Source organism: Agromyces humatus (assembly GCF_021228295.1).
Classification (GTDB): Bacteria; Actinomycetota; Actinomycetes; order Actinomycetales; family Microbacteriaceae; genus Agromyces; species Agromyces humatus.
This window is the reverse complement of record NZ_JAJQPD010000005.1, coordinates 300,478-323,374: the sequence shown is the minus strand read 5'-3', so window position 1 is coordinate 323,374 and position 22,897 is coordinate 300,478. Positions and strand designations below refer to the sequence as shown.

At 69.1% G+C, this 22,897-nt stretch carries 24 protein-coding genes and 1 tRNA gene; 16 read left to right on the top strand and 9 right to left on the bottom strand.

Translation table 11 applies throughout. The features are described 5' to 3' along the window. Positions 1-39: 39 nt before the first annotated feature. The 3 genes from LSF15_RS10990 to LSF15_RS10980 all read left to right on the top strand — a co-directional run bounded on the left by LSF15_RS10990 (position 40) and on the right by LSF15_RS10980 (position 4,527). A complete protein-coding gene (locus LSF15_RS10990) occupies positions 40-216 on the top strand; it encodes a hypothetical protein (RefSeq protein WP_232498577.1) in 177 nt (58 codons plus the stop codon). Between the two features lie 16 nt (positions 217-232). Continuing rightward, positions 233-1,708, top strand: a complete 1,476-nt coding sequence (gene cls, locus LSF15_RS10985) for a cardiolipin synthase (RefSeq protein WP_232498576.1) — start codon at positions 233-235, stop codon at positions 1,706-1,708. A gap of 236 nt (positions 1,709-1,944) precedes the next feature. Then, positions 1,945-4,527, top strand: a complete 2,583-nt coding sequence (locus LSF15_RS10980) for a M14 family zinc carboxypeptidase (RefSeq protein WP_232498575.1) — start codon at positions 1,945-1,947, stop codon at positions 4,525-4,527. A 75-nt stretch (positions 4,528-4,602) separates the two neighbouring features. Here LSF15_RS10980 and LSF15_RS10975 read toward each other — a convergent pair whose 3' ends face one another. Next, entirely contained in the window at positions 4,603-5,667 is a 1,065-nt protein-coding gene (locus LSF15_RS10975; RefSeq protein WP_232498574.1) for a pirin family protein, read from the bottom strand. Positions 5,668-5,766: 99 nt separating this feature from the next. On the opposite strand from LSF15_RS10975, the gene LSF15_RS10970 reads away from it, so the two are divergent. Beyond that, the gene (locus LSF15_RS10970; protein ID WP_232498573.1) at positions 5,767-6,279 is read left to right on the top strand and encodes a hypothetical protein; all 513 of its coding nucleotides are present in this window, start codon (positions 5,767-5,769) and stop codon (positions 6,277-6,279) included. On the opposite strand, the gene LSF15_RS10965 is transcribed toward LSF15_RS10970, so the two are convergent. Next, complete coding sequence (locus LSF15_RS10965; RefSeq protein WP_232498572.1) at positions 6,272-6,523, bottom strand: helix-turn-helix domain-containing protein; 252 nt, start codon at positions 6,521-6,523, stop codon at positions 6,272-6,274. The genes LSF15_RS10970 and LSF15_RS10965 overlap by 8 nt on opposite strands. After that, on the bottom strand, positions 6,523-7,152 hold the full coding sequence (locus LSF15_RS10960) for a hypothetical protein (RefSeq protein ID WP_232498571.1): 630 nt from the start codon (positions 7,150-7,152) through the stop codon (positions 6,523-6,525). Before LSF15_RS10960 ends, LSF15_RS10965 begins: the two co-directional genes overlap by 1 nt. A 229-nt stretch (positions 7,153-7,381) precedes the next feature. On the opposite strand from LSF15_RS10960, the gene LSF15_RS10955 reads away from it, so the two are divergent. The 4 genes from LSF15_RS10955 (at position 7,382) to LSF15_RS10940 (ending at position 11,808) form a co-directional block, all read left to right on the top strand. Beyond that, positions 7,382-9,907 (top strand): ATP-dependent Clp protease ATP-binding subunit, encoded by a 2,526-nt coding sequence (locus LSF15_RS10955; RefSeq protein ID WP_232498570.1) that lies wholly within the window; start codon positions 7,382-7,384, stop codon positions 9,905-9,907. Between the two features lie 197 nt (positions 9,908-10,104). Next, positions 10,105-10,608, top strand: coding sequence for an amino-acid N-acetyltransferase (locus tag LSF15_RS10950; protein ID WP_232498569.1), 504 nt, complete (start codon positions 10,105-10,107; stop codon positions 10,606-10,608). A gap of 63 nt (positions 10,609-10,671) precedes the next feature. Next, positions 10,672-11,310 (top strand): hypothetical protein, encoded by a 639-nt coding sequence (locus LSF15_RS10945; protein ID WP_232498568.1) that lies wholly within the window; start codon positions 10,672-10,674, stop codon positions 11,308-11,310. A 90-nt stretch (positions 11,311-11,400) separates the two neighbouring features. After that, a complete protein-coding gene (locus LSF15_RS10940) occupies positions 11,401-11,808 on the top strand; it encodes an SseB family protein (RefSeq protein ID WP_232498567.1) in 408 nt (135 codons plus the stop codon). A 63-nt stretch (positions 11,809-11,871) separates the two neighbouring features. On the opposite strand, the gene radA is transcribed toward LSF15_RS10940, so the two are convergent. Continuing rightward, positions 11,872-13,248, bottom strand: coding sequence for a DNA repair protein RadA (gene radA, locus LSF15_RS10935; protein ID WP_232498566.1), 1,377 nt, complete (start codon positions 13,246-13,248; stop codon positions 11,872-11,874). A gap of 66 nt (positions 13,249-13,314) precedes the next feature. Further along, the gene (locus LSF15_RS10930; RefSeq protein ID WP_232498565.1) at positions 13,315-14,085 is read right to left on the bottom strand and encodes an SGNH/GDSL hydrolase family protein; all 771 of its coding nucleotides are present in this window, start codon (positions 14,083-14,085) and stop codon (positions 13,315-13,317) included. A gap of 97 nt (positions 14,086-14,182) precedes the next feature. Here LSF15_RS10930 and LSF15_RS10925 point away from each other — a divergent pair. The 4 genes from LSF15_RS10925 (at position 14,183) to LSF15_RS10910 (ending at position 16,013) form a co-directional block, all read left to right on the top strand. Beyond that, positions 14,183-14,272: transfer RNA gene (locus tag LSF15_RS10925), tRNA-Ser, on the top strand. 122 nt (positions 14,273-14,394) lie between these two features. Next, complete coding sequence (locus LSF15_RS10920) at positions 14,395-14,688, top strand: DUF6412 domain-containing protein (protein ID WP_232498564.1); 294 nt, start codon at positions 14,395-14,397, stop codon at positions 14,686-14,688. Positions 14,689-14,837: 149 nt separating this feature from the next. Continuing rightward, positions 14,838-15,644, top strand: a complete 807-nt coding sequence (locus tag LSF15_RS10915) for a YidC/Oxa1 family membrane protein insertase (RefSeq protein WP_232498563.1) — start codon at positions 14,838-14,840, stop codon at positions 15,642-15,644. Positions 15,645-15,740: 96 nt separating this feature from the next. Further along, positions 15,741-16,013, top strand: coding sequence for a GlsB/YeaQ/YmgE family stress response membrane protein (locus tag LSF15_RS10910; protein WP_232498562.1), 273 nt, complete (start codon positions 15,741-15,743; stop codon positions 16,011-16,013). A 36-nt stretch (positions 16,014-16,049) separates the two neighbouring features. Here the strand turns inward: LSF15_RS10910 and LSF15_RS10905 are convergent, their stop codons facing one another. After that, complete coding sequence (locus tag LSF15_RS10905) at positions 16,050-16,787, bottom strand: glutamine amidotransferase (protein ID WP_232498561.1); 738 nt, start codon at positions 16,785-16,787, stop codon at positions 16,050-16,052. Next, the gene (locus LSF15_RS10900; RefSeq protein ID WP_232498560.1) at positions 16,784-17,431 is read right to left on the bottom strand and encodes a LysR family transcriptional regulator substrate-binding protein; all 648 of its coding nucleotides are present in this window, start codon (positions 17,429-17,431) and stop codon (positions 16,784-16,786) included. Before LSF15_RS10900 ends, LSF15_RS10905 begins: the two co-directional genes overlap by 4 nt. 115 nt (positions 17,432-17,546) lie before the next feature. Here LSF15_RS10900 and LSF15_RS10895 point away from each other — a divergent pair, with 115 nt between their 5' ends. After that, entirely contained in the window at positions 17,547-17,945 is a 399-nt protein-coding gene (locus LSF15_RS10895) for a DUF5997 family protein (protein WP_269756386.1), read from the top strand. Positions 17,946-18,444: 499 nt separating this feature from the next. Here LSF15_RS10895 and LSF15_RS10890 read toward each other — a convergent pair whose 3' ends face one another. Beyond that, complete coding sequence (locus LSF15_RS10890) at positions 18,445-18,810, bottom strand: CHY zinc finger protein (RefSeq protein ID WP_232498558.1); 366 nt, start codon at positions 18,808-18,810, stop codon at positions 18,445-18,447. 127 nt (positions 18,811-18,937) lie between these two features. On the opposite strand from LSF15_RS10890, the gene LSF15_RS10885 reads away from it, so the two are divergent. From LSF15_RS10885 to LSF15_RS10875, 3 genes are read left to right on the top strand one after another with little or no spacing between them, the layout of a single operon-like run. Then, entirely contained in the window at positions 18,938-20,080 is a 1,143-nt protein-coding gene (locus LSF15_RS10885) for a 3-oxoacyl-[acyl-carrier-protein] synthase III C-terminal domain-containing protein (protein ID WP_232498557.1), read from the top strand. After that, entirely contained in the window at positions 20,077-20,799 is a 723-nt protein-coding gene (locus LSF15_RS10880) for an iron-containing redox enzyme family protein (RefSeq protein ID WP_232498556.1), read from the top strand. The genes LSF15_RS10885 and LSF15_RS10880 overlap by 4 nt, the downstream gene beginning before the upstream one ends. 1 nt (position 20,800) lies before the next feature. Next, positions 20,801-21,652, top strand: coding sequence for a DUF6999 family protein (locus LSF15_RS10875; RefSeq protein ID WP_232498555.1), 852 nt, complete (start codon positions 20,801-20,803; stop codon positions 21,650-21,652). Between the two features lie 11 nt (positions 21,653-21,663). On the opposite strand, the gene LSF15_RS10870 is transcribed toward LSF15_RS10875, so the two are convergent. Continuing rightward, entirely contained in the window at positions 21,664-22,761 is a 1,098-nt protein-coding gene (locus LSF15_RS10870) for a lipocalin-like domain-containing protein (protein ID WP_232498554.1), read from the bottom strand. Between the last annotated feature and the right edge of the window lie 136 nt (positions 22,762-22,897).

Sequence of the window (22,897 nt, the reverse complement as noted above, 5' to 3'; positions counted from 1 at the left end):
TGAGGCGAACCCGTGCAAACCCCGTATCCTGAGGAGACTATGAACGATTTCTGGGCCAATGCGATCTGGTCGCTCGCGCCGACCGTGCTCATCGGCCTCATCTTCTGGTTCGTGATGCACTCGATCATCCGGGCCGACCGAAACGAGCGCAAGGCGTATTCGCGCATCGAGGCTGAGGAGCGGGCGAAGCTCGCACGCGAGCACCCGGCCGGGTGACGGAACCTCCCGCCGGATGAGGATCGACATCACGACGACCCAGGTCACGGCCGTCGTCGCAGCGGCGATCATCGTCGTCGACATCGTCATCCGCGTGATCGCGGTCATCGTCGTGCCGCGCAACCGCCGTCCCACCGCGGGCATGGCGTGGTTGCTCGCCATCTTCTTCTTCCCGGTGCTCGGCGGGCTCATCTTCCTGCTCATCGGCAACCCCAAGCTGCCGAAGCACCGGCGCGAGAAGCAGGCCGAGGTCGACGAGTTCATCCGCGAGTCGACCCACGGCATCGAACGGGTCAGCGACAGCCGCAACTGGCCCGCGTGGTTCGAGGGCGTGGTGCGGCTGAACCGCACGCTCGGGGCGATGCCGCTCATCGGCTCGAACAGCGCCAGCCTGATCGGGGACTACCAGGGGTCGCTCGATGCGATGACGGACGCCATCCGAGGCGCGCAGCGGTACGTACACGTCGAGTTCTACATCTTCGCCTACGACCGCACGACGGCGCCGTTCTTCGACGCGCTCGGTGAGGCGGTCGCCCGTGGCGTCGAGGTGCGCGTGCTGCTCGACCACATCGCCTCGGTGCGCGCGAAGGGCTACCGCAAGACCCTCGAGAAGCTCGACGCGATGGGCGTGCGCTGGCAGCTCATGCTCCCGGTGCAACCGTTCAAGGGCAAGTACCAACGCCCCGACCTGCGCAACCACCGGAAGATCCTCGTGGTCGACGGCGAGGTCGGGTTCATGGGCTCGCAGAACATCATCGATCGCTCGTACAACAAGCGCAGCAACATCCGTCGCGGACTCAAGTGGAAAGAGCTCGTCGCGCGCGTGGAGGGCCCCATCGTGTCGGGCCTCGAGACGATCTTCGCGACCGACTGGTACCTCGAGACGGGCGAGGCGCCGATGCGCGAGATCGTCCCGCTCGGGCAGGAGAGCGAGGCGCAGAACCTCGACTGCCAGGTCGTGCCCAGTGGGCCCGGCTACACGAACGAGAACAACCTGAAGCTGTTCCTCGCGTTGATGTACGCGGCTCGCGAGCGCATCATCCTCACGAGTCCCTACTTCGTGCCCGACGATGCCATGCTCCGCGCGATCAGCGGGGCGACCCAGCGCGGGGTGCACGTCGAGCTGTTCGTCTCGGAACTCGGCGACCAGGCACTCGTGTACCACGCGCAGCGGTCGTACTACGAGATGCTGCTCCGGGCGGGCGTGAGGATCTACCTGTACAAGGCGCCCTACATCCTGCATTCGAAGCACTTCACGATCGATGACGATGTCGCCGTCATCGGCTCGAGCAACATGGACATCCGCTCGTTCGAGCTCAACATGGAGGTGTCGCTGCTCGTGCGCGGGCAGTCGTTCGTGCGCGAGATGCGGGCCGTCGAAGACGACTACCGTCGCGAGAGCCGTGAGCTGACCCTCGACGAGTGGATGCGGCAGCCGCTGCGCTCGACGGTGCTCGACAACCTCGCGCGGCTCACCTCGGCGTTGCAGTAGCGAGCGGATGCCGCGGGCGACGGGTTCGCTCGTTGAGGTGCATGAATGCGCATGGTTGTTCACATGAACGCAACAGATCGCTCTGGAAAACGCTTCACCCGACTGCAAGAGTGATGGATACCGCCAGTTGGCGCAGGATTTCCTCTTCGTCCTGTGTCATCGGCTGCGTCCGCCCTGCACACCCGCGTCGGCGGTCGTGCCCGTTCCACCTTCCGAACCGAACGAAACGGAGCACCATGTCGTTCCAACGACTCCTCGCCGGAGCGAGCGTCGCAGCGGTCACCGCAGCGACGCTCGTCGTCGGCGCGGCCCCGGCGACCGCGCTCGAGCGCCTCGCAGCCTCGCCGATCGCCACGCCGATCTCAACCCTCGTGGTTCCACCCTCGAGCTACCCGTCGCAGCCCCTCCTGCCGACGGTGCCCGACGATCCCACCGACGCCTCGATCGCGCGGGGCGTCACGCCCTACGACGAGATCGCGCCGTTCCTGAACACGCTGATGGCGCAGAGCGACCGCATCTCGGCCCAGGTGGTGGGGCAGTCGACGCTCGGTCGCGACATCCACCTCGTCACGCTGACCGCCAAAGAGACGAAGGCGCAGACGGCCAAGCAGACCGCGTGGCGCGAACTCATCAAGTCCGACCCGGCCGCGGCGGCGAAGAACACGCCGCTGCAGAACCAGTACAAGGTGCCCGTCTGGTTCAACTCGAACATCCACGGCAACGAGTGGGAGGGCACCGATGCGGTGCTGAACTACATCGAGCACCTCGCCACGGCGCCGTGGCCCGAAGTGCGCGACGTCCTGCAGGACTACCGCCTCTACTTCACGGTGACGAACAACCCCGACGGACGGGCGCTCGGGCAGCGCGCGAACGCCGACGGATTCGACATCAACCGCGACATGATCACCGGCGCGACACCCGAGTCCCGAATCATCCGCGACCTCTCGAGCGTGATCCAGCCGACCTTCTTCGTCGACCTGCACGGCTACACGAGCGTGCTGCAGGTCGAGCCCTGCGGCCCGCCGCACGGTGAGAACTACGAGTACGACCTGTTCCTTCCGCACGCCTATGCCGCGGCCCTCGAGATCGAGCAGGCAGTGGTCGGCGCGAACATCCCGGGCAACACGTACCTCGCCGACAACGGGAGCGCGACGCTCGAGAACACGGGCAAGATCAAGATCCCCTACCGCGACATCCGTGCGGGCTGGGATGACTGGCCCCCGATCTTCACGCCGCAGTACGTCGCATACCAGGGCGCGATCACCAACACGGTCGAACTCCCGCTCGGACGCACGAACAACCAGGCGACGAACCAGGCCAACGCGAAGGTCAACATCGAGGTCGCCGGCGTGGTGATCGAGACGGCGGTCGACTATGTCGCCGAGAACTCCGACGTGCTGCTCGGCAACCAGATCGAGATCTTCCGACGTGGCGTCGCGGGCGAACCGCTCGTGACCGTGCCGGCCGACATCGACCCGGCGAGCGTCCCCGAGCCGAACCAGTGGGCCGAGATCTGGGACGAGACCGACGTCTACACCGCCGAGCTCCCGCGTGCCTACGTGATCCCGGTCGACGGGTCGCAGCGTTCCGCGACCGACGCGGCGACGCTCGTCGACCAGCTCATCGCGAACGGCGTCGAGGTGTCGCGCGCCACGACCGCGTTCGCCGCCGACGGCGTCGAGTACGCCGAGGGCTCGTACGTGGTCGACATGCATCAGCCGCTGCGCGGCATGGCCAACGTGCTGCTCGCCGACGGCTCCGACATCTCCGAGCGCGTGCCCGACATGTACGACATCTCGGCGTGGAGTCTCGCGCTGCTCTGGGGCGCCGACGTCGTCGCGGTCGGGTCGACCACCGACCCGGCACTCGACGTCGAGCTCGTGCGGGTCGCCGAGGCGGCGCCCACCGGTTCGGTGCCGGCTGCGGGCTCGTACCTCGAGCTCGCCACGAGCGGGGTCGCCGAGTACCAGACCGTCAACGCCCTGCTCGACGACGGTGTCGCGGTGTCGGCGTTCGACGACGGCTCGGTCATCATCGGCGACGACTCGACATCGTATGCGGCCGCGACCGCGGCGGCCGACGAGTTCGGGGTGACGTTCACGGCCTCCGACGGCTCCCGTCTCGCCACCGAGGAGAGCACCGGGCTCGACGAACTCCGGGTCGCCTACTCCGGCAGCCAGGACGAGCGGGTGACCCTCGGCAAGCTCGGCTTCGACGACATCGTGCAGGTGACGACCGCGAACCTCACGAGCGGCCAGGTGCAGCTCGACGACGTCGACGTGCTCTGGGTCGGTGCGAACCTCGCGTTCAACGCAAGCCAGGCCGCCGGCCGCACCGAGGTCGCCGACTACCTCGCGACGGGCAAGGGCGTCGCGGGCAAGGGCACGGCGATCGCCGCCTTCTCGAACGCGTTCGGCCTCGTCACCTCGACGGCGACGCAGGGCACGAGCGGCTCGAACGGCATCGTCTCGGTGACCGACGCCGACGGCGGCCTGCTGTCGACGTATCCGCAGGAGAACGCGTTCGTGTACCCGGCGGTCTGGTACTCGGGCCTCGGCGCGAATGCCGTGGTCGAGCAGACCTACGCGACGGGCGACCCGTTCGTCTCGGGTCACTGGGCGTCGACGCAGGCAGGCCGTACGATCGCCGATGCCGCAGGTCAGGCGTCGGTCGTGTCGGCCGAGTCCGCGGCAGGTTCGAAGGTGCTGATGTTCGGCACGTCGCTGAACTTCCGCACTCACCCCGTGGGCGGCTTCAGCCAGCTCGCACGCGGCCTGTTCTGGGCCGGCACCGAGGGCGCGGAGGTTCCTGCACCGTAGCGAGCGGATGCCTCGAACGGCGCCGGACCGGTCGACCCCGGTCCGGCGCCGTTCGCCGTCAGCGCGGCGCGGAACTCAGTGCCGCGGCTTCAGCCGAACCGTCGGCAACTCGGGCGCCGGCAGCGCGGCGCCGTCGTAGCCGCCGACGGTGCCGAACCTGCCGTCGGGGTTGTCACGGCCGATGACGTCGGCCTGCCACTGCCGACGGAACTCGGCGACCTCGTCGTGGTTGCGTCCGATGAAGTTCCACCACATCACGATCTCCTCGCCGAACGGCTCGCCGCCGATGAGCAGGACTCGCACCGGGGCATCCGCAGCCGTCAGGCGCACGCCCTCATGCCCGACCGGAAGGTACCCGAGCTGGCTCCATTCGAGGGTGGCGCCGTGCCCGGCGACGGTGAGCGGGTCGGCGCCGCCGGTGTCGTCGTCGGCCTCGTCGTCGAGCGCCGCGATCGTGACGCGCACGGGGCCGCGGTCGACGAGCACGCCGTGCTCGAATGCGGGGTCGAGGTCGATCCACGCCTCGCCGCCGGCCGGCAGCTCGACCTGCGCGCCGACGAGCGGCGAGAAGACGGCGACGGATGACCCGTGGTCGGGGTCGTGGCCGACGCCGGGCAGCGACCCGGCGAACACGCGCACGGTGGCGTCGTCGATCGTGACGGGTGTGGTCTCGGCGTGTTCGAAGAAGGGGAGCACATTGCGCGAGCCATCGGGCAGCGCGACCCAGAGTTGAACCCCGTGCAACTGCGTGGTTTCGGGCGTCGACACCTCGGAGTGGGAGATGCCGCTCCCCGCGGTCATCAGGTTGACCTCTCCGGGTCGCACGACCTCGTGGCTGCCCGTGGAGTCGCGGTGCTCGATCTCGCCCTCGAAGAGCCAGCTCACGGTCTGCAGCCCGGTGTGCGGGTGGGGCGGCACGACCATGCCGCCCGTCGTGCCGACGTCGTCGGGGCCGTAGTGGTCGGCGAAGCACCAGGCGCCGATCGTCGTTCGACCGCGCTGGGGGAGCGTGCGCCGCACGTTCATGGCGCGGGGCCCGCCGAGCGGCACCTCACGCGGGGTCAGCACCTGCACGGTCAGGCTGCGCGTTGCATCGGGCGGGCACACGAGTTCGAGCGGCTCCTTCTCGAGATTGCTCATGTTCGGCATGCTACCCGCGCGCGGCGAGCCGGCAGCGGTGCAGAATCCGTTCCCTTCCGATACCCCCAACTCGGCACCGTCGACCGCTAGCATGGCGGCATGGCTCCCTCCGTGCGTCTTCGCCGTACCGGCCTCATCGCAGTGGCGCTCTCGTCGCTCGTCCTGCTTTCGGCGTGCACGCCGCCCGGGGGCGCGGCCGAGGACTTCCCGGGTCGACCGGTGCCCGAAGAGGCGACCGCGGTCGACGTGGGTGCCGGGCCCGATGAGGCCGGCGTACCCGGCTCCGAAGGCGAAGAGGCCGAAGAGGCCGTCGACCCGATGGAACCGAACGACGAGCCGCTGGTCGTCTGGTGGGCCGACGGCGGGCAGCTCGCCCTCACCATCTCGGGCAGTTCGTCGTGCCCGGTGGTGGGCAGCGACATCCGCGTGCTCGAACCGGCAGGCGAGGGCAACCGCGTCGCGATCTCGCTCGTCGAGCGCCCCGCCGACGAGATCTGCACCATGGACTTCGTGCCGCACACCACCCTCTTCTGGACGCCGTACGACGTCACGACCACCGAACCGCTCTTCGTCGAGGTCATGGGCACCGAGGTCGAGGTCCCGATCAAGTAGCCGGGCCGGGCGGCGAGCGCCGAAGCACGAGCAGTTCGCCGATCTCGCACTCGAGCGCGTCGCAGATCGCCTGCAGTGTCGAGAAGCGGATGGCCCGTGCTCGGTCGTTCTTCAGCACGCTGAGGTTCACCACGCTCACGCCGACGAGCTCGGCGAGGCGCGTCAGCGTCAGGCCGCGCCGCTCGAGCAGTTCGTCGAGCCGGCAGTGCACGTCGGTGGCCTCATCGGGCTCGGCGGGCGCCATCAGATGAGCCCCTCGGTGTCGCGCTGGAGGCGCTCGCCGATCGCGAAGACCGTGCCGAGGAGGGCGACGACGAACGCGCCGAGCACGAGCGCGAACGGGTCGACCGTCATGATGACGTTGTTGAACGTGTGCTCGCTGAGCACCGCGAATGCACCGTTCGACGCCATGTTGCCGAAGAAGGGCACCGCGAAGTACCCGAGGAGCGCGACGGTGCCGGCGGTCGCGACCAGCACGGTGTTCGTGCGGCAGAAGACGACACCGCGCGCGACGTTGCGGCTGAGCCAGATGAGGGCGGTGACGACCGCGACGACGGCGACCACCAGGACGACCTGCTGGATGACGACCGCCCACACCGAGGCGATCGGGAGTTCGGGCACCGTGAGCACCGCCTGCTCGAGTTCGACCGTGACGGGCGCGCCGTCGGGGCCGATCGGCGCTTCTGCCGGCGTGCCGGCGAACGGGGCGAGCACGGCGACGTCGCGGTTGGGCAGCACCGCGATGATGCGAGCGACGGCCGTCCACGTGACCCAGACGGCGATGGCCGCGCCCGCGGCCATGAAGAGCCAGAGGCTCACCGCATCGGCGCGCGTGATGGAATGCCGGGGATTCGCGTGCGTGGTCGTGGCCATCGGTTCAGATCCTAACGATATTCGATAATAACGATAAACGATAAGCTACGGATGTCGCGGGCCGCTGTCAACCGTGGAACGTCGTGGCCGCGACATCCGGCCGCCCGATCGTCGCGTCACACGCCGCCGCGGCGCTGCGCCCACGGCGAACACCCGCCCACGGGGCATCCGGAGTGTTTACGCTCGTTGTATCGGCGCCCCTACCCAGCGGGGTCGTGAGGAGTAGAGCATGTTCGAGAGATTCACCGACCGAGCCCGTCGTGTCGTCGTCCTGGCCCAAGAAGAGGCCAAGATGCTGAACCACAACTACATCGGCACCGAGCACATCCTGCTCGGTCTCATCCACGAGGGTGAAGGCGTCGCCGCCAAGGCGCTCGAATCGCTCGGCATCTCGCTCGACGCGGTGCGCGAGCAGGTGCAAGACATCATCGGCCAGGGCCAGCAGCAGCCCACCGGTCACATCCCCTTCACGCCGCGCGCCAAGAAGGTGCTCGAGCTCTCGCTTCGCGAGGCGCTGCAGCTGGGTCACAACTACATCGGCACCGAGCACATCCTCCTCGGCCTCATCCGCGAGGGCGAGGGGGTCGCCGCCCAGGTGCTCGTCAAGCTCGGCGCCGACCTCAACCGCGTGCGCCAGCAGGTCATCCAGCTGCTCTCGGGCTACCAGGGCAAAGAGCAGGTGCAGGTCGGTGCCAACGACCAGCAGCAGCCGCAGGGCGGCTCGCAGATCCTCGACCAGTTCGGCCGCAACCTCACGCAGGCCGCGCGCGAATCGAAGCTCGACCCCGTGATCGGCCGCGAGAAAGAGATCGAGCGGGTCATGCAGATCCTCTCGCGTCGCTCGAAGAACAACCCCGTGCTCATCGGCGAGCCCGGCGTCGGCAAGACCGCCGTCGTCGAGGGCCTCGCGCAGGCGATCGTCAAGGGCGAGGTGCCCGAGACCCTGAAAGACAAGCAGCTCTACTCACTCGACCTCGGCTCGCTCATCGCCGGTTCGCGCTACCGCGGTGACTTCGAAGAGCGCCTGAAGAAGGTCACCAAAGAGATCCGCACGCGCGGCGACATCATCGTCTTCATCGACGAGATCCACACGCTCGTCGGTGCGGGTGCCGCCGAGGGCGCGATAGACGCCGCCTCCATCCTGAAGCCGCTGCTCGCCCGCGGTGAGCTGCAGACCATCGGCGCGACCACGCTCGACGAGTACCGCAAGCACTTCGAGAAGGACGCCGCGCTCGAGCGCCGCTTCCAGCCGATCCAGGTCGCCGAGCCGTCGCTGCCCCACACGATCAACATCCTCAAGGGGCTGCGCGACCGTTACGAGGCACACCACAAGGTCTCCATCACCGACGGCGCCCTCGTGGCCGCGGCGAACCTCGCCGATCGCTACGTCTCCGACCGGTTCCTCCCCGACAAGGCGATCGACCTGATCGACGAGGCCGGCGCGCGCCTGCGCCTCTCGATCCTCTCGAGCCCGCCCGAGCTGCGCGAGTTCGACGAGAAGATCGCCGTGGTGCGGGCCGCCAAAGAGACCGCCATCGAGGAGCAGGACTTCGAGAAGGCCGCGTCGCTGCGCGACGAGGAGAAGAACCTGCTCGGCGAGCGCCTGCGCCTCGAGAAGCAGTGGAAGTCGGGCGACGTGAAGACGACCGCGGTCGTCGACGAGGGCCTGATCGCCGAGGTGCTCGCGCAGGCCACCGGCATCCCCGTCTTCAAGCTCACCGAAGAGGAGAGCTCGCGTCTCGTCTTCATGGAGAAGGCGTTGCACGAGCGCGTCATCGGTCAGGAGGAGGCCATCTCGGCCTTGGCCAAGACGATTCGCCGCACGCGCGCCGGCCTGAAGGACCCGAAGCGCCCCTCGGGCTCGTTCATCTTCGCCGGCCCCACGGGCGTCGGCAAGACCGAGCTCGCCAAGGCGCTCGCCGAGTTCCTCTTCGATGACGAGGCGGCGATGATCTCGCTCGACATGTCGGAGTACGGCGAGAAGCACACGGTCTCGCGGCTGTTCGGCGCCCCTCCCGGCTTCGTCGGCTTCGAAGAGGGCGGCCAGCTCACCGAGAAGGTGCGGCGCAAGCCGTTCAGCGTCGTGCTCTTCGACGAGATCGAGAAGGCCCACCCCGACATCTTCAACTCGCTCCTGCAGATCCTCGAAGAGGGTCGATTGACCGACGGCCAGGGTCGCGTGGTCGACTTCAAGAACACGGTCATCATCATGACGACCAACCTCGGTACGAAGGACATCTCGAGCGGGCCCGTCGGCTTCCAGCTCGAGGGCGACCCGCGCACCGGGTACGACCTCATGCGCGGCAAGGTGAACGAAGAGCTGAAGAAGCACTTCAAGCCAGAGTTCCTGAACCGCGTCGACGAGATCATCGTGTTCCCGCAGCTCTCGAAGCCCGAACTGCTGCAGATCGTCGACCTGTTCATCAAGCGGCTCAGCGAGCGCATGCTCGACCGCGACATGACGGTCGAGCTCACGCTCGCTGCGAAGGAGCGTCTCATCGAGGTCGGGTTCGACCCGGCCCTCGGCGCCAGGCCGCTGCGCCGTGCGGTGCAGCACGAGGTCGAAGACGGACTGTCCGAGAAGATCCTGCACGGCGAGCTCAACTCGGGCGACCACGTGCACGTCGACTTCAAGGACGGCCAGTTCGTGTTCACGACGACGCAACGGGCCCTGCCCGTGGCGGTCGGCGTCAACACGAACGCCGCACTCGGCACCGGCCCGGCCACGCCCGACCTCGCGGCCTCGGGCCAGTAGCACGACGACACCGAAGGGCGGATGCTGCGGCATCCGCCCTTCGCCGTGCCCGCCCGCCCTCGCCCTCGTCCTTGCCCATCGCTCGTCTGCCGGATCAGGGGATTCTCGCGACACGCCGTCGCGGCGGCCGTAACAGCCGGCGTGTCGGGAGAATCCCCTGATCCGGCAGACACCGCGAGCCGGAATACGATGGGCGGATGACCCAGTTCCAGGTGCGCCGGGCGCGCACGAGCGACGTGCCGAAGATCATCGCACTCGTTGAGCCGCTCGTCGCCCGACGAATCCTGCTCGGCAAGGAGCGCGTCGACCTCTACGGGGCCGTCCAGGAGTTCCGCGTCGCCGAGTCGGCCGACGGCGAGGTCATCGGCGCGGGGGCCCTGCACGTGCTCTGGGAAGACCTCGGCGAGGTCCGCACCCTCGCCGTCGCGGATTCGTGGCTCGGACACGGCGTCGGGCATGCCCTGCTCACGAAACTCGAGGCCGAGGCTCGCGAACTCGGCCTGAGCCGCCTGTTCTGCCTCACCTTCGAGGTCGCGTTCTTCACGCGCCACGGCTTCGAGGACATGGGGCACGAGACCGTCGACCCCGACGTGTACGCCGAGCTCGTGCGCTCGCACGACGAGGGTGTCGCCGAGTTCCTCGATCTCGCGCGCGTCAAGCAGAACACGCTCGGCAACACCCGCATGCTGAAGCTCATCTGAGCGCTCGTCCGGCGCGCCGGGCGGCTGCCGCTCGCCGCGCACCCCCGGCCGTACCCTGTGTGCATGTCGACGAACCCACCACCGGCCGGGCGTCAATCGCCGCAGGTGTACCGTCGACGTCGGCTGGTCGTGCTGCTGGGTCTCGTCGCGGTCGTCGTGGCGGTCGTGCTCATCTTCGTGCGCCCGGGCGCGAGCCAGGGCGACGACTCCGGCACCGCCCCCGAGAACACGCCGACTGCGGCGCCGAACGAGCCCGAGCCCACGACGATCCCGACCGAGCCGGTGGCCGTCGACGGCGATCCGTGCGCCCCCGAGAAGATCACGGTCGAGGCCGTCACCGACAAGTCATCGTACGAAGCCGGCGAGCAGCCGCAACTGTCGGTCACCATCACGAACACCGGCAAGAACATCTGCGTGCTGAACGCCGGCACCAAGGCCCAACTCTTCACGATCACGAGCGGTACCGAGGTCTATTGGTCGTCAACCGACTGCCAGGTCGACCCGATCGATGCCGAGGTCTCGCTCATCCCGGGCACACCCATCAGCTCGAGCGCACCGATCGTCTGGGACCGCACGCGATCGACACCCGAGACCTGCGAAGGCCCACGCGAGGCGGTTCCGGCCGGCGGTGCGTCGTACCACCTCGCGGTCTCGGTGGACGGATTCGAATCTGCCGAGAAGAAGCAGTTCCTGCTCTATTGAGCACGGTGCGGATGTCGCGACCGAGCCGGCGCGGGCGGATCCGCATCGGCCGAGGCCGACTGCCGGGCGTACCCTCGCTAGCCTTGAACCATGGCAGGCAAGTCACGCAAGAAGGCGGCGCCCGCGCCGGTGGAGTTCCGGTCGCAGGCGCTCGCTGAAGCGCTCGAACGACACGACGTCGCCGCAGTCGCGCTTGCGCTGCGACATGGCAACACGGTGGTTCCGCTCATGAAGCCCGCGCCCCGCGACCGGCCGCTCGACGGCGAGGTGTGGACCTACCGCGACCCGAAGACGGGCGAAGTCGCGCTGCTGCTCTTCAGCGACGCGGCGAACCTGCCACCCAACCTGCCCCAGTCGGTCGGGCTGCACAGTCCGCAGTGGCTGCGCACCTTCCTGCAGCACCACGAGTCGACCATCACGACGGTGTTCCTCGACATCGCCGGGCCGCACCCCATGCAGGCGCCGCCCTCGGAGTTGCTGCGCGCGCTCGAGGCATAGCGTCGGGAAACGACCGGCGTCGGACGAGTCGGCGTCGGACGAGCCCGCGTCGGAGCGGCGACCTCAGAACGCCGCGTCGAGTTCTCGCTCGCGCGCGCTGCCCAGCAGCTCGGCCGCGCTCAGCATCGCCCGTGAGACCGCCGCTCGCACGGTGCCGACCTCGACGTCGAGGATCATCGTGTACCCGAGGCGCCTGGCCTCGGCGGCGCGCTGCTTGGCCGCGCTCACGGGGCGCACCTCGCCGGCGAGGCTGATCTCGCCGAACGCGGCGAGCTCGTGCGGCACCGCGGTGTCGCGCACCGCCGAGGCGATGGCGACGGCGATGGCGAGGTCGGCACCGGGTTCGGCGAGGCGCACCCCGCCGACGGTCGACACGTAGACGTCGTTGGCGCCGAGCGCCTTGAACGCCGCGCGGCGTTCGAGCACCGCGATGATCATGGCCACTCGTGACGGGTCGACCCCGTTGACGATGCGGCGTGGCTGTGGCGCGGTGGTCGAGACGACGAGCGCCTGCACCTCGACGGCCAGAGCCCGCCGACCCTCGAGGGCGACCGTGACGCAGGTTCCGCTGACCGCCGTGCGGCCGCTCGAACGGAACAGCCCCGAGGGGTCGGCGACCTCGGCGATGCCATCACCCGTCATCTCGAAGCAGCCCACCTCGTCGGTGGGCCCGAACCGGTTCTTCAGTGCACGTACGAAACGCAGCGCGTTCTGCCGGTCGCCTTCGAACTGGCACACGACGTCGACGAGGTGCTCGAGCAAGCGCGGCCCGGCGATCGTGCCGTCTTTGGTGACGTGACCGACGAGCAGGAGCGGCAGCTGGCGCTCTTTCGCGACGCGGATGAGCGTGGACGCGACCTCACGCACCTGGCTGGGCTGGCCGGGCAGCCCGTCGCTGAGCGACGACGCGACGGTCTGCACCGAGTCGACGATGAGCAGGTCGGGCGAGACCGCGTCGACCTGCCCGAGGACCGTCGCGAGATCGGTCTCGGCGGCGAGGTACAGCTCGGGGTGCAGTGCGCCCGTTCGCCCGGCACGCAGCCGCACCTGCGCGGTGGACTCTTCGGCGGTGACGTAGAGCACGCGCCGCCCGGTTGCCGCGACCTTCGCCGCGACCTCGAGCAGCAGGGTCGACTTGCCGACCCCGGGCTCGCCCGAGAGCAGGATGGCCGCGCCCGCGACGATGCCGCCGCCGAGCACCCGATCGAACTCGCCGATGCCGGTCGGACGGTGCGCGGCATCGGTGGTCTCGATGTCGACGATCGGCCGCGCCGTGCGCGACTCGCCGAGCTGCACGGCCTGCACCGCGCGCACGATGCCGGTGGCTTCGGCGACATCGACGACGGTGCCCCACTGCTGGCATTCGCTGCAGCGGCCCACCCATTTGACGGTGCTCCAACCGCACTCGGTGCAGCGGAACGTGGAGGTGGGACGGGCCATGCTCCGAGCCTAAGCTCGGCCTGCGACATCCGATCGCCGCCGTGCCGCCGGCGACGACCTCGCAGGCTACGGCGCGGTCTCTGGGGTCTCGAACCGCTCGACGAGCTGGGCGGCGAGCGACGGCGCGAACGCGTTCGCCCACACCCGGTAGCCGTGGTCGTTCGGGTGGAACAGATCGATCGCGAACTGGGTCAGCATGCCCGGGATGCCCTGATGCTTCGTCTCGGCGTGCAGCGGGACGACGGTCAGCCGATGCTCGGCCGCCACGCGCCGAACGATGCCGTTGGCCACCGCGACCTTGCGCTCGTTCTTCGGGAAGTAGAAGTACGGCAGGTCGGCGACGAGCGCGTGCGACGGCAGCGCAGCGAAGATCTCACGGATGCCGCGTTCGAACTCCGCCGGATCCCACAGGGCGATGTCGTTCGCCCCGATCGCGACCGTCACGATATCGGGACTCAGCTTCACGAACCGCGGCAGCTGGTCGCGCACCGCGAGCTCGACCGTCGCCCCCGAGACACTGAGATTGACGACCCGCAGCGTGCGCCCGGTCACCGCGCGGATCTCGTCGGCCAGCACGCCGACGTAGCTGCGGTTCGGGCTGCTCGCCCCGATGCCCTGCGCCGCGCTGTCGCCGATGGCGACGTAGAGCAGATCGCCCTTCTCCTTCGCATGGTCGCGCCACCATTTCGAGTGCACGGGCAGCGTCTCGTTGAGCACGAGGGAGTTGGCCTTCAGTCGCGCTCGGAATCGTCGCCATGCGGATGCCGCGACCGCGCCCCCTGCGGCGAGGACAGCGGCGACCACCAGCGCACGAGCGACTCGACTCGACTGAACCACGACGAAGAAGGTATGAGAGCACGCTGAACGACAGCTGAACGCGGGTCGGCATCCGCTCGTTTTGGTGGTCTGGGCGTCGTCGTCTAAGATCGTCCTCGGTACCGTGTCCGAGCGGCCGAAGGTGCAACTCTCGAAAAGTTGTGTGCGTGAAAGCGCACCGTGGGTTCAAATCCCACCGGTACCGCCATCAGAACCCCGCGATCGCGCCGATCGCGGGGTTCTTCGTTTCGTGGAAGGATCGCGAAACGCGGGTGCTACCGTTGACGCGGGTACCCGCACGGTGCCGACGAGACGTCCGGAGGTGATCGCGTGTTCGAGCTCATCACCGCGTTCCTCCGCTTCACCCAGGCATCGCTCGAGCTCGCGGTGGCGTCGAACACGCACCTCGCGGTGCTCCTGCTGGGCGTCGTCGGGGCGGCCGCCGTCGCGGTCATCGTGACCACATGTCGAGCTCTTCCGGCGCTCGTCGCCGCCGATCCGAGCGGTGCCTCGACGCGGTTCCGTCAGACGGCCGACCCGTGGCGCCTGCTCGCGCAGAGCGACCCCGACGCGCCGGGGCGTGCCCGGCCCCGGGCCCCGGGCCGCGGCATCCCGGCCGCGTAGCGAACCGGTTCGCGCCAGCGCACTCCGCGCCGGCGCACTGCGCGCCAGCGAACCTCTCGCCCAGCCGACGCTCGCCCAGCGGGCGGGTCGGCGACCCCTCGCGGCCAGACGGATCCCGCATCCCTCGACCGCAAGGAGCACCTCAGCTCATGGACCTCTACGCCTTCCCGCCCATCGCCGCACTCCTCGACGGCGCCCACGCCGTGCTCATGGGGCTCGCCGACCTGCTCGAACCGCTCGTCGGCGTCACGAGCGCGGCCGCCGCCGTCGTCCTCGTCACCCTGCTCGTGCGCGCCGCGCTGATCCCGGTCGGGGTCTCGCAGGCGAAAGCCGAGCGCACCCGCGCGCGGCTGGCTCCACAGCTCGCCGCGCTGCAGCGCAGGCACCAGAAGAACCCGGAACGTCTGCAGCGCGAGATGATGTCGCTCTACCGGTCGGAGGGCACGACACCGCTCGCCGGGTGCCTGCCGATGCTCATCCAGGCGCCGGTCGTCGGCATCATCTACGCACTCTTCATCCTGCCCACGATCGCCGGGCACGCGAACCAGCTGCTCACGCACACGTTCCTCGGTGTGCCGCTCGGGTCGAGTCTCGCGGGCTCGATCGCCTCGGGTACCGTCACGCTCGATGTGCTGCTCGTCTTCGGCGCCGTGATCGTGATGATCGCCGCGGTCGGCGAGGTGACGCGCCGGGTGTTCACGCCGCAGGCCACGCAACCGCAGGCCACGCAACCGCAGGCCACGACGGGCGGCTCCGGCCCCGGGGCATCCGCTTCGCCGCTCGAGAACCCGACCGCGCTGCGCCTCCTCGGCCTCGCGCAGTTCATCACCGCCGTGATCGCGGTGTTCGTCCCGCTCGCGGCCGGCCTCTACCTGCTCGTCACGGTCGCATGGACGCTCGGCCAGCGCATGCTGCTGCGCCGCGTGTACCCGTTGCCGGCGCCGAGCGCAGCGTGAGCTCCCGGAGCCTTCGTCGTCGCCGACACGCTCGCAGGTCCTTGCCAGCGGGCACGCAGAGTGATTGAGTGCAGCTACCTGAACGAAGGAGCAAAGATGGGTTTCCTCGCGTTTCTGATCCTCGGCCTCATCGCCGGCGCCATCGCCAAGCTCATCCTGCCTGGCAAGCAGGCGGGCGGCTGGTTCATCACGCTGCTGCTCGGCGTCATCGGCGCCATGCTCGGCGGGTGGATCGGCGGCCTCATCTTCGGTCGGGGGCTCACCGAGTTCTGGGATCTCGGCACGTGGCTGCTGGCGATCGCCGGGTCGATCATCGTGCTGTTGATCTGGGGTCTCATCACCCGCGGAAGCCGCAGCAAGAGCGCCTGATCGTCTGCGCGTGACGCGACGCGACGTCGCGTCGCGTCACGCGTCGGCGAGGTCGACGAAGCGGCGCAGCAGTCGTTGCGGTTCGGTGACGGATGCCGCGGCGAGCCGTTCGCTGACCTCGCGAAGCTCGCTCGCCGGAAAGTATCCGTGGTGTCGGTACACCTCGGCCCGGGCGACGAAGTCCGTGGTCGACACCTCGGGGTGGAACTGCGTGGCATACACCCGCGCCCCCGCGCGATAGATCTGCACCGGACAGGCCGCCGACGAGGCGAGCAGCACGGCGCCGTCGGGCAGGCGATCGGTGGCCTCCTTGTGGCCGACGAGGGCCTCGAACCGATCGGGCAGCACCCCGACGAGCGGGTCGCTGCGGCCGTCCGGGGTCAACTCGATCTCGACCGCCGCCGTCTCCTCGCCATGCAGCGTGCCCACGGTGCCACCGAGCACGAGCGTCAGCACGCCGATGCCGTAGCACGTGAAGAGCAACGGCAGGTCGGCATCGAACGCGCGCTCGGCCAGTTGCGCGAGTTCGGCCTCGACCCTGCGCTGCACGGGATGCTTGCGTTCGTCGGCCGTGGTGACGTTGAACGGGCTGCCACCGACGACGATGCCGGCGAACGCGTCGGGGTCGACCGCGTCGAGCGGGTCGATGTCGAGGCGCAGGTGCTCGAGCCGCGAGGCGTCGAGGCCGCTGGCCCGCCGCACCGATTCGTACTCGGGGCCGACGGCCTCGACCTCGGGCCGCGCGGAGATGAAGAGGAAGGGTCGCGCGCTCATCGGCCCCTCCGACGCGAGCGGGCGCGGCTCGCCCGCTTGGCGGACTGCTTCGCCGCGGCCTGCTTCGCGGTCGTCCGCTGCGCGGTGGCGCGCTTCGCTGCCCGAGTGGCCTTGGGGTCGGCGGCGGGTGCCTCGTCGGTCGCGCCGCGCGAACTGCGAGCCGTGCGTCCGCGCACGACGGCCACGAACTCCTGGATGTCGTCGTCGTCGCGCTCGATGCGCCACACCAGCGCGATGCGTGTGATCGGGGCATCCGACAGCGGAATCGCGACCACGTCCTTGCGGTGGTGCAACCTCGCGACGCCGTGCGGCAGAACGGCATAGCCGGTGCCGGCGGCAACGAGTTCGACGATCATCGCGGGGTCGGGTTGCTGCGGCGCGAGCGGCTCGTCGTCGAGGTCGGCGAGGGTGAGCGTCGCCCGGTCGGCGAGCGGGTGCTCACTCGGCAGCACGGCCACGGGGGTCTCCTCCCACAGCGGCACGACGTTCAGGCCGTCGGTGTCGATCGGGAGTCGGACGAATGCGAGGTCGACGTCGCCCGACGCGAGGCCGTCGGCCTGCTCGTGCTGCTCGACGCGCACGGCCTCGAGCGGCAGGTCGGCGCGTCGTTCGCCCCACGCGCGCAACCACTTCGCGGGGCTCACCCCCGCCACGTAGCGGAGCCTCAGCGGCACGGCACCCCCAGCGTCGTCATCGCCGCCGATCGGCGGTACTTCAGAGGGTATCGGCTACGGTGTGAGGGTGAGTCAGTCCCAGTCGATGAAGCCCGAAACCGCCGCCAAGAAGCTCGGCATCCTGCTCGAGGCCGCGCCCGAAGAGTTCCGGACGGGTGTCGTCACGCGCGACGAGCTCAGCGCCCTGCAGGCCGACCCGCCCGAGTGGCTGCAGGTGCTGCGCCGCGAGGGGCCGCACCCGCGCACCGTGGTGGCTGCCAAGCTCGGCGTCTCGAACTCGGGGCTGTCGCGCGCCGGCATCGACGAAGCGCTCACGACCGCCGAGATCAAGGCGCTGCTCGCCGCACCGCCCGCGTGGCTCGTGCAGGAGCGGGCGACGCAGGCCGCCGTGCGCGCCGAGAAGGTGCGCGTCACCGAGCGCGACAAGGAGCGCGCCGCTCGCGGCCGTGAGTCCGGGGGCGGCGGAGGCGGCGCGGGGGTCTGAGTCTCGCGGGTCTCGATACGCCCTGCGCGCTGCTCGACCGGCCCGGCGAGGATGGACGCTGCGCGCTACCCGGCTGACGGGGCGAGGTGCTTCGCGATGAACGCGGCCGCGTCGCTCAGCTCGATCTCGGCGATCGAGTGCGCGAGGCCCTCGTAGGTGCGCTGGTTGTGCGAACGTGCGTCCCGTCGAGAGCGGCGTTCCCAGGTACCCAGGCCTGCTCGGAGCGATGATCCGGAACCCGTTCACGCGCAGGAACTCCGCCCCCACGAGGCCCTGGTCCCATCCGCCGAGCGTGCCGTGGATGGCGAGGATCGCATCGCCGTCTCCGCGCTCGGCGTACTCGACAGTTCCGGAAGTCGTCGAGACGGTTCGTGGCGTCTCCTCGAGGCACTCGCGCAGGTCTTCCGGCGACGGTGATCTCGGCGTGCTGGCCATGGTCAACTCTCCCAAACGCAGAGTTTGGTCGGCCAGCCCCAGAAGTGCCGGGTGGCCTCGCCCTTCAGGCCTCGGTCTCGAAGTAGAGGTGCGTGTGCAGCCGGCAGCGCTCGTTGAATGCCGCCCCGCACTCCGGGCACCCCGTGGTGGCGAGGTACGCCGCGATCGTGAGCTCGGCGCCGCATGCCCCGCAGAGCACGGCCTCGCGGTCGCGTTCCGCGACGGGCCACTGCTCGGCGGGGTGGTCGGCCGTGTCAGTGTGGCACAGGTGGCACGGGTAGTACTCGCCGCAGCACGCGAAGCGGATCGCCACGATGTCGACCTCGGTCCGGTAGTGCACGCAACGCGTCATGTCGTCGACGACGAGGCCGCGCACGCGCGGCCGGCCGGCCCCGCGCGAATGCGCTGTGGGTGTCGTGGCCTCGGTCATGCCATCCATCATCGCAGCGGATGCCCCGCGGCTTCCGTGCTCAACGACACACCCGCGCGCGATCGGCGACTGACGCGCTGTGCGCGGATATAGGACCGGTGCGGCCGCGTGGCTTACTGTCATCACCATGGGCACGACGGCGACCGCATACCTCACGGGCTTCGGCCGGTATCTGCCCGGAGATCCGGTCGACAACGACGGCATCGCGGCGCGGCTCGGCGGCGACGACCCGGTCACCGATCGCATCCGCCGCCGCGTGCTCGAAGCCAATGGCATCCGGCAGCGGCACTATGCACTCGACGAGCACGGCGAGCCGACCGAGCTCAACGAGGAGCTCGCGGTGAAGGCGCTCCGCGCGGCGCTCGACGATCGGGGCATCGACGCCGACGACCTGCGAATGCTGGCATGCGCGACCACGATGGGCGACGTGCTCGTGCCGGGCTTCGCGTCGATGGTGCACGGTCGGTTGGGCGGCGGACCGATGCAACTGCTGACCGCGTCCGGGGTATGCGCATCAAGCCTTTCCGCGCTCGATGCCGCCGCCGCCAAGATCCGCCTCGGCGACCACCCGCGGGCCGCGGTCGTCGGCTCCGAGCTGGCGAGCCGCAGCCTCCGTCAGCTTCGATTCGACGGCATCCGCGCCGGCATGGACTCGCACTTCCTCCGCTGGATGCTGTCCGACGGTGCCGGTGCCGTCGTCCTCGAGTTCCAGCCGCACCCGACCAGACCGTCGCTGCGACTCGACTGGGTTCGGCACGTCTCGCTCGCACACGAGCATGACGTCTGCATGCGTTCGGGCATGACCGGTGCCGAGACGAGCGTGGGCCGCACGTGGCAGGATGTCGACATCACCGACGCCGAGGCGGCCGGCATGTTCGTGCTGCGACAGGATGTCAGCATGCTCGACGAGCTCGCCGAGGCCGGGCTTCGCCAGTTCGAGGAGCTCGTCGACATCGGTCTCGTCGACGTCACGCATCTCGACCACGTCGTGTGCCACTACAGCACCAACGTCTTCCGCGACCTCGCGTTCGATGGGCTGCGCCGCAGGATTCCGACGCTCGACACCGACCGCTGGTTCTCGAACCTCGAGACGCGCGGCAACACCGGCTCGGCAAGCATCTTCATCGCGCTCGAGGAGGCGTGGCGCACCGGCCGATTCGCCCCGGGGGAGACGGTGCTGCTCGCGGTGCCGGAGTCGGGGCGATTCTCGTTCGCCTTCGCCCACCTCACCGTGGTCGCCCCACCGGATCAACAAGGAGCCCCGACATGACTGACACGTCGACGAGCACGACCACCGCTGCGACATCCGCCGCCGACGCGGACGCAGCCGCCGGCGCGGACACCCTCGCAGACCGGCTCGCCGAGGTGTGGATCGAACTCGAGGAGCGCCTCGCGCACGTGCCCGTGCTGCGTCGGCTCGCCGACGGTACCGTGACGATCGACGACTACCAGCGGCTGCTCTTCAACCTCCGCCAGCAGGTCGTCGACGGGTCGCCGTGGATCTCGCGCGCGGCATCCAATTTCGACATCGACCACTTCGAGCTGCGGTCGGCGGCGATCCGCCACGCTGAAGAGGAGCACCGCGACTTCCTCATGATCGAGCGCGACTACGTCGCGATCGGCGGCACGCTCGACGAGCTGCGCCGGGGCCGCAAGAACGTCGGCTCCGAAGCGCTCTCGGGGTACATGTTCACCTACGCCGACCGGCCCAACCCGGTCGGGCTGCTCGGCGCGATGTTCATCATCGAGGGACTCGGCGCGAAGCGCGCGGCGGGCTGGGCGTCGAGGTTCCAGGAGGTGCTCGGGCTCGCCGACAACCAGGTGCACTTCATGCAGTACCACCAGCAGGCCGATAGCGAGCACACTGGCGACCTCGAGGCGATCCTGATCTCGGGGATCATCGACGACACCGCAGCCGACGAGATCGTCCGCTGCGCGGAGGTCGTCGCCCGGTTGTACGCGCTGCAGCTGGAAGAGCTGGATCGCTGACATGGCCGAGTTCGTGCGCTCCGATCCCAGCATGTGGGAGGCGGTGTACGCAGACCCCTCGGTGCCGCTCGACCGCGCGCTGGTGCGCCTGATCATCGACGACCAGCGCCGCCTCTCGCGGCGCTGGCTCTACCCGATCGCGCGAGTGGTCTCGCGCATCTTGGTCGCGCTCATCTCGATCGTCAAGCGCGTGCTGCCGTTCCGGTGGATGCCGCTGCACACGATGGACGTGCTGTGCGTCTGGTTCCTTCGGCGGTTCGTGTCGCCCGACGCGGTCGAGCTGCTCATCAGGCACTTCGTCGTCGAGACGAACCTCGTCAACTTCATCATCCGCAACACGCCGGTCTCGATGGAGCCGGTCACGCTGCGACCCGAGGCCCTCGCCGGGCTCGGCGACCAGGCCGTCGTCGAGCACGACGTCAACGTCTACGACCTGCTCATCGCGCTCGACGCGGTACAAGTGACGCGACCCGAGACGCTCGATTTCACGCAGCTCGACATCCCGCCGCTCGACGCCGAACGGCAGCGGCGCCGGCTGCTGCGCCTCGACATCCAGACCGCCCTCTGCTTCATGAACATCCCGTTCTCGATGGCGCTCACGGTCGAGGAGTACCGACGTGCGGTGCACTCCATCCGGTTCGACGACTCGTTCCTCGAGATCCTCGCCCTCGTCACCGACGATGACACGTTCCGGCACTGGAAGCTCGCGGGCATGAGTCTCTGGATGGACTCCAATGTCGACGTGCCACGCATGGTCTACCGGCACGCGCTCGTGTGCGAGTACGCGCACGCCCGCCTCGTGAAGCTCGCCCACGGAGCCTATCCGCGCCACACCAGCGTCGAGTTCGACTGACGCCCTCCTTTTCAGGATGTCGCAGGCACCCGCGCGTGCCCGAAGTACATCAGCTCCCAGATGGCGTCGTCGGAGTACTCCTCGACCCGCTGCCCCGACCGGAACACGGTCACGGTCATCGGCCCGGCGAAACGCAGGTACGCGCCGTCGAACCGTATGAGCCTCGCCAATAAGCGCTTCGCGCGCGGCAATTCGTCGACCATCAGGGCTCGCGTGAGGTCGCGCTCCCGAGTGAACGTGACCACCACCTGATCGTCGCCGTGCTCGTAGAAATAGCGAACGACGGATGCCACGGGCTTGCCAGTGAGGTCGTCGGTGTACACGCGCTCGGTCTCGAACCGCACGAGCGATGGGTCATCCGCCACGATCTCGCCATCGCGCGCGAGCATGAAGACCGGGATCGCCTCGTGGCCGAACTTCTCGACCGCGGTGATGTACGACGCGATGACGCTGTACGGGCCGGCCTGGCCACGCGCCCAGTACCAGTCGTGAATGATCTTGAGCAGGCTCACGTTGCCCCAGTTGTGGTCGTGATAGCCGACGCCGGTGACGGGAGTCGTCACGCCGTCGACGGTGTAGCTGCCGGTCACCGCGCCCTGCGGCACTGCGGGAAGCCACGCGAACTCGAGCTCGCGGTTCGCGCCGAAGAGCATGTGCCCGGTGCCGGGCCGCCACGGTCGGATCTGACCCGTGAGCGTCACGTCGACCGACACCTCGTCGGCCGTCGCCGTGATGCGGTACGTGTGCAGGTCGCCCTCGAATCGGTTATCGCCGAGCCGCACATCGGCACGGTCGGTCGCGGCAGCCCACGACTCTGCGGGCAGGTTCAGCAGCTTCTCGAACGAGCGGCCGTCGGGCAGGTCGAGGCTCAGGCGCAGCAGCGGCGACAGGGGCTGATTCGGGTTCACGACGTCCTTGTTCTGGAACACCACCACGAGCTTCGCCCCGTCGTCGAGATGCGCGTCGAAGTACCACCACTCGTAGGTGCCGGGCCGGTTGTCGGTGCGGGCGCCGTCCTCCCACGGGGCGATGGTCACCGGGTCGAGCCCGAAGCGCGCGTAGTCGGCTGGACCGTCAGCCGCGGATGCCGAGGTCGTGTCGCCGGCCATGGTGACTCCTTCGTCGGACGCGGATCACACTGTTGTTCGGATGCCCTCCTCACTGTGCTCCTCACGATGGTGTGCGTCCACCCGCAGTTCGTCGCCCGGCCGAAGAAGTTCGAAGCAAACTCCCGGATTGAGCGCG

Coding starts and splice junctions, on each gene's coding strand:
- LSF15_RS10990 (WP_232498577.1), top strand. CDS start 40: ATGAACGATTTCTGGGCCAATGCGATCTGGTCGCTCGCGCCGACCGTG.
- cls (WP_232498576.1), top strand. CDS start 233: ATGAGGATCGACATCACGACGACCCAGGTCACGGCCGTCGTCGCAGCG.
- LSF15_RS10980 (WP_232498575.1), top strand. CDS start 1,945: ATGTCGTTCCAACGACTCCTCGCCGGAGCGAGCGTCGCAGCGGTCACC.
- LSF15_RS10975 (WP_232498574.1), bottom strand. CDS start 5,667: ATGAGCAATCTCGAGAAGGAGCCGCTCGAACTCGTGTGCCCGCCCGAT.
- LSF15_RS10970 (WP_232498573.1), top strand. CDS start 5,767: ATGGCTCCCTCCGTGCGTCTTCGCCGTACCGGCCTCATCGCAGTGGCG.
- LSF15_RS10965 (WP_232498572.1), bottom strand. CDS start 6,523: ATGGCGCCCGCCGAGCCCGATGAGGCCACCGACGTGCACTGCCGGCTC.
- LSF15_RS10960 (WP_232498571.1), bottom strand. CDS start 7,152: ATGGCCACGACCACGCACGCGAATCCCCGGCATTCCATCACGCGCGCC.
- LSF15_RS10955 (WP_232498570.1), top strand. CDS start 7,382: ATGTTCGAGAGATTCACCGACCGAGCCCGTCGTGTCGTCGTCCTGGCC.
- LSF15_RS10950 (WP_232498569.1), top strand. CDS start 10,105: ATGACCCAGTTCCAGGTGCGCCGGGCGCGCACGAGCGACGTGCCGAAG.
- LSF15_RS10945 (WP_232498568.1), top strand. CDS start 10,672: ATGTCGACGAACCCACCACCGGCCGGGCGTCAATCGCCGCAGGTGTAC.
- LSF15_RS10940 (WP_232498567.1), top strand. CDS start 11,401: ATGGCAGGCAAGTCACGCAAGAAGGCGGCGCCCGCGCCGGTGGAGTTC.
- radA (WP_232498566.1), bottom strand. CDS start 13,248: ATGGCCCGTCCCACCTCCACGTTCCGCTGCACCGAGTGCGGTTGGAGC.
- LSF15_RS10915 (WP_232498563.1), top strand. CDS start 14,838: ATGGACCTCTACGCCTTCCCGCCCATCGCCGCACTCCTCGACGGCGCC.
- LSF15_RS10910 (WP_232498562.1), top strand. CDS start 15,741: ATGGGTTTCCTCGCGTTTCTGATCCTCGGCCTCATCGCCGGCGCCATC.
- LSF15_RS10905 (WP_232498561.1), bottom strand. CDS start 16,787: ATGAGCGCGCGACCCTTCCTCTTCATCTCCGCGCGGCCCGAGGTCGAG.
- LSF15_RS10895 (WP_269756386.1), top strand. CDS start 17,547: ATGAAGCCCGAAACCGCCGCCAAGAAGCTCGGCATCCTGCTCGAGGCC.
- LSF15_RS10890 (WP_232498558.1), bottom strand. CDS start 18,810: ATGACCGAGGCCACGACACCCACAGCGCATTCGCGCGGGGCCGGCCGG.
- LSF15_RS10885 (WP_232498557.1), top strand. CDS start 18,938: ATGGGCACGACGGCGACCGCATACCTCACGGGCTTCGGCCGGTATCTG.
- LSF15_RS10880 (WP_232498556.1), top strand. CDS start 20,077: ATGACTGACACGTCGACGAGCACGACCACCGCTGCGACATCCGCCGCC.
- LSF15_RS10875 (WP_232498555.1), top strand. CDS start 20,801: ATGGCCGAGTTCGTGCGCTCCGATCCCAGCATGTGGGAGGCGGTGTAC.
- LSF15_RS10870 (WP_232498554.1), bottom strand. CDS start 22,761: ATGGCCGGCGACACGACCTCGGCATCCGCGGCTGACGGTCCAGCCGAC.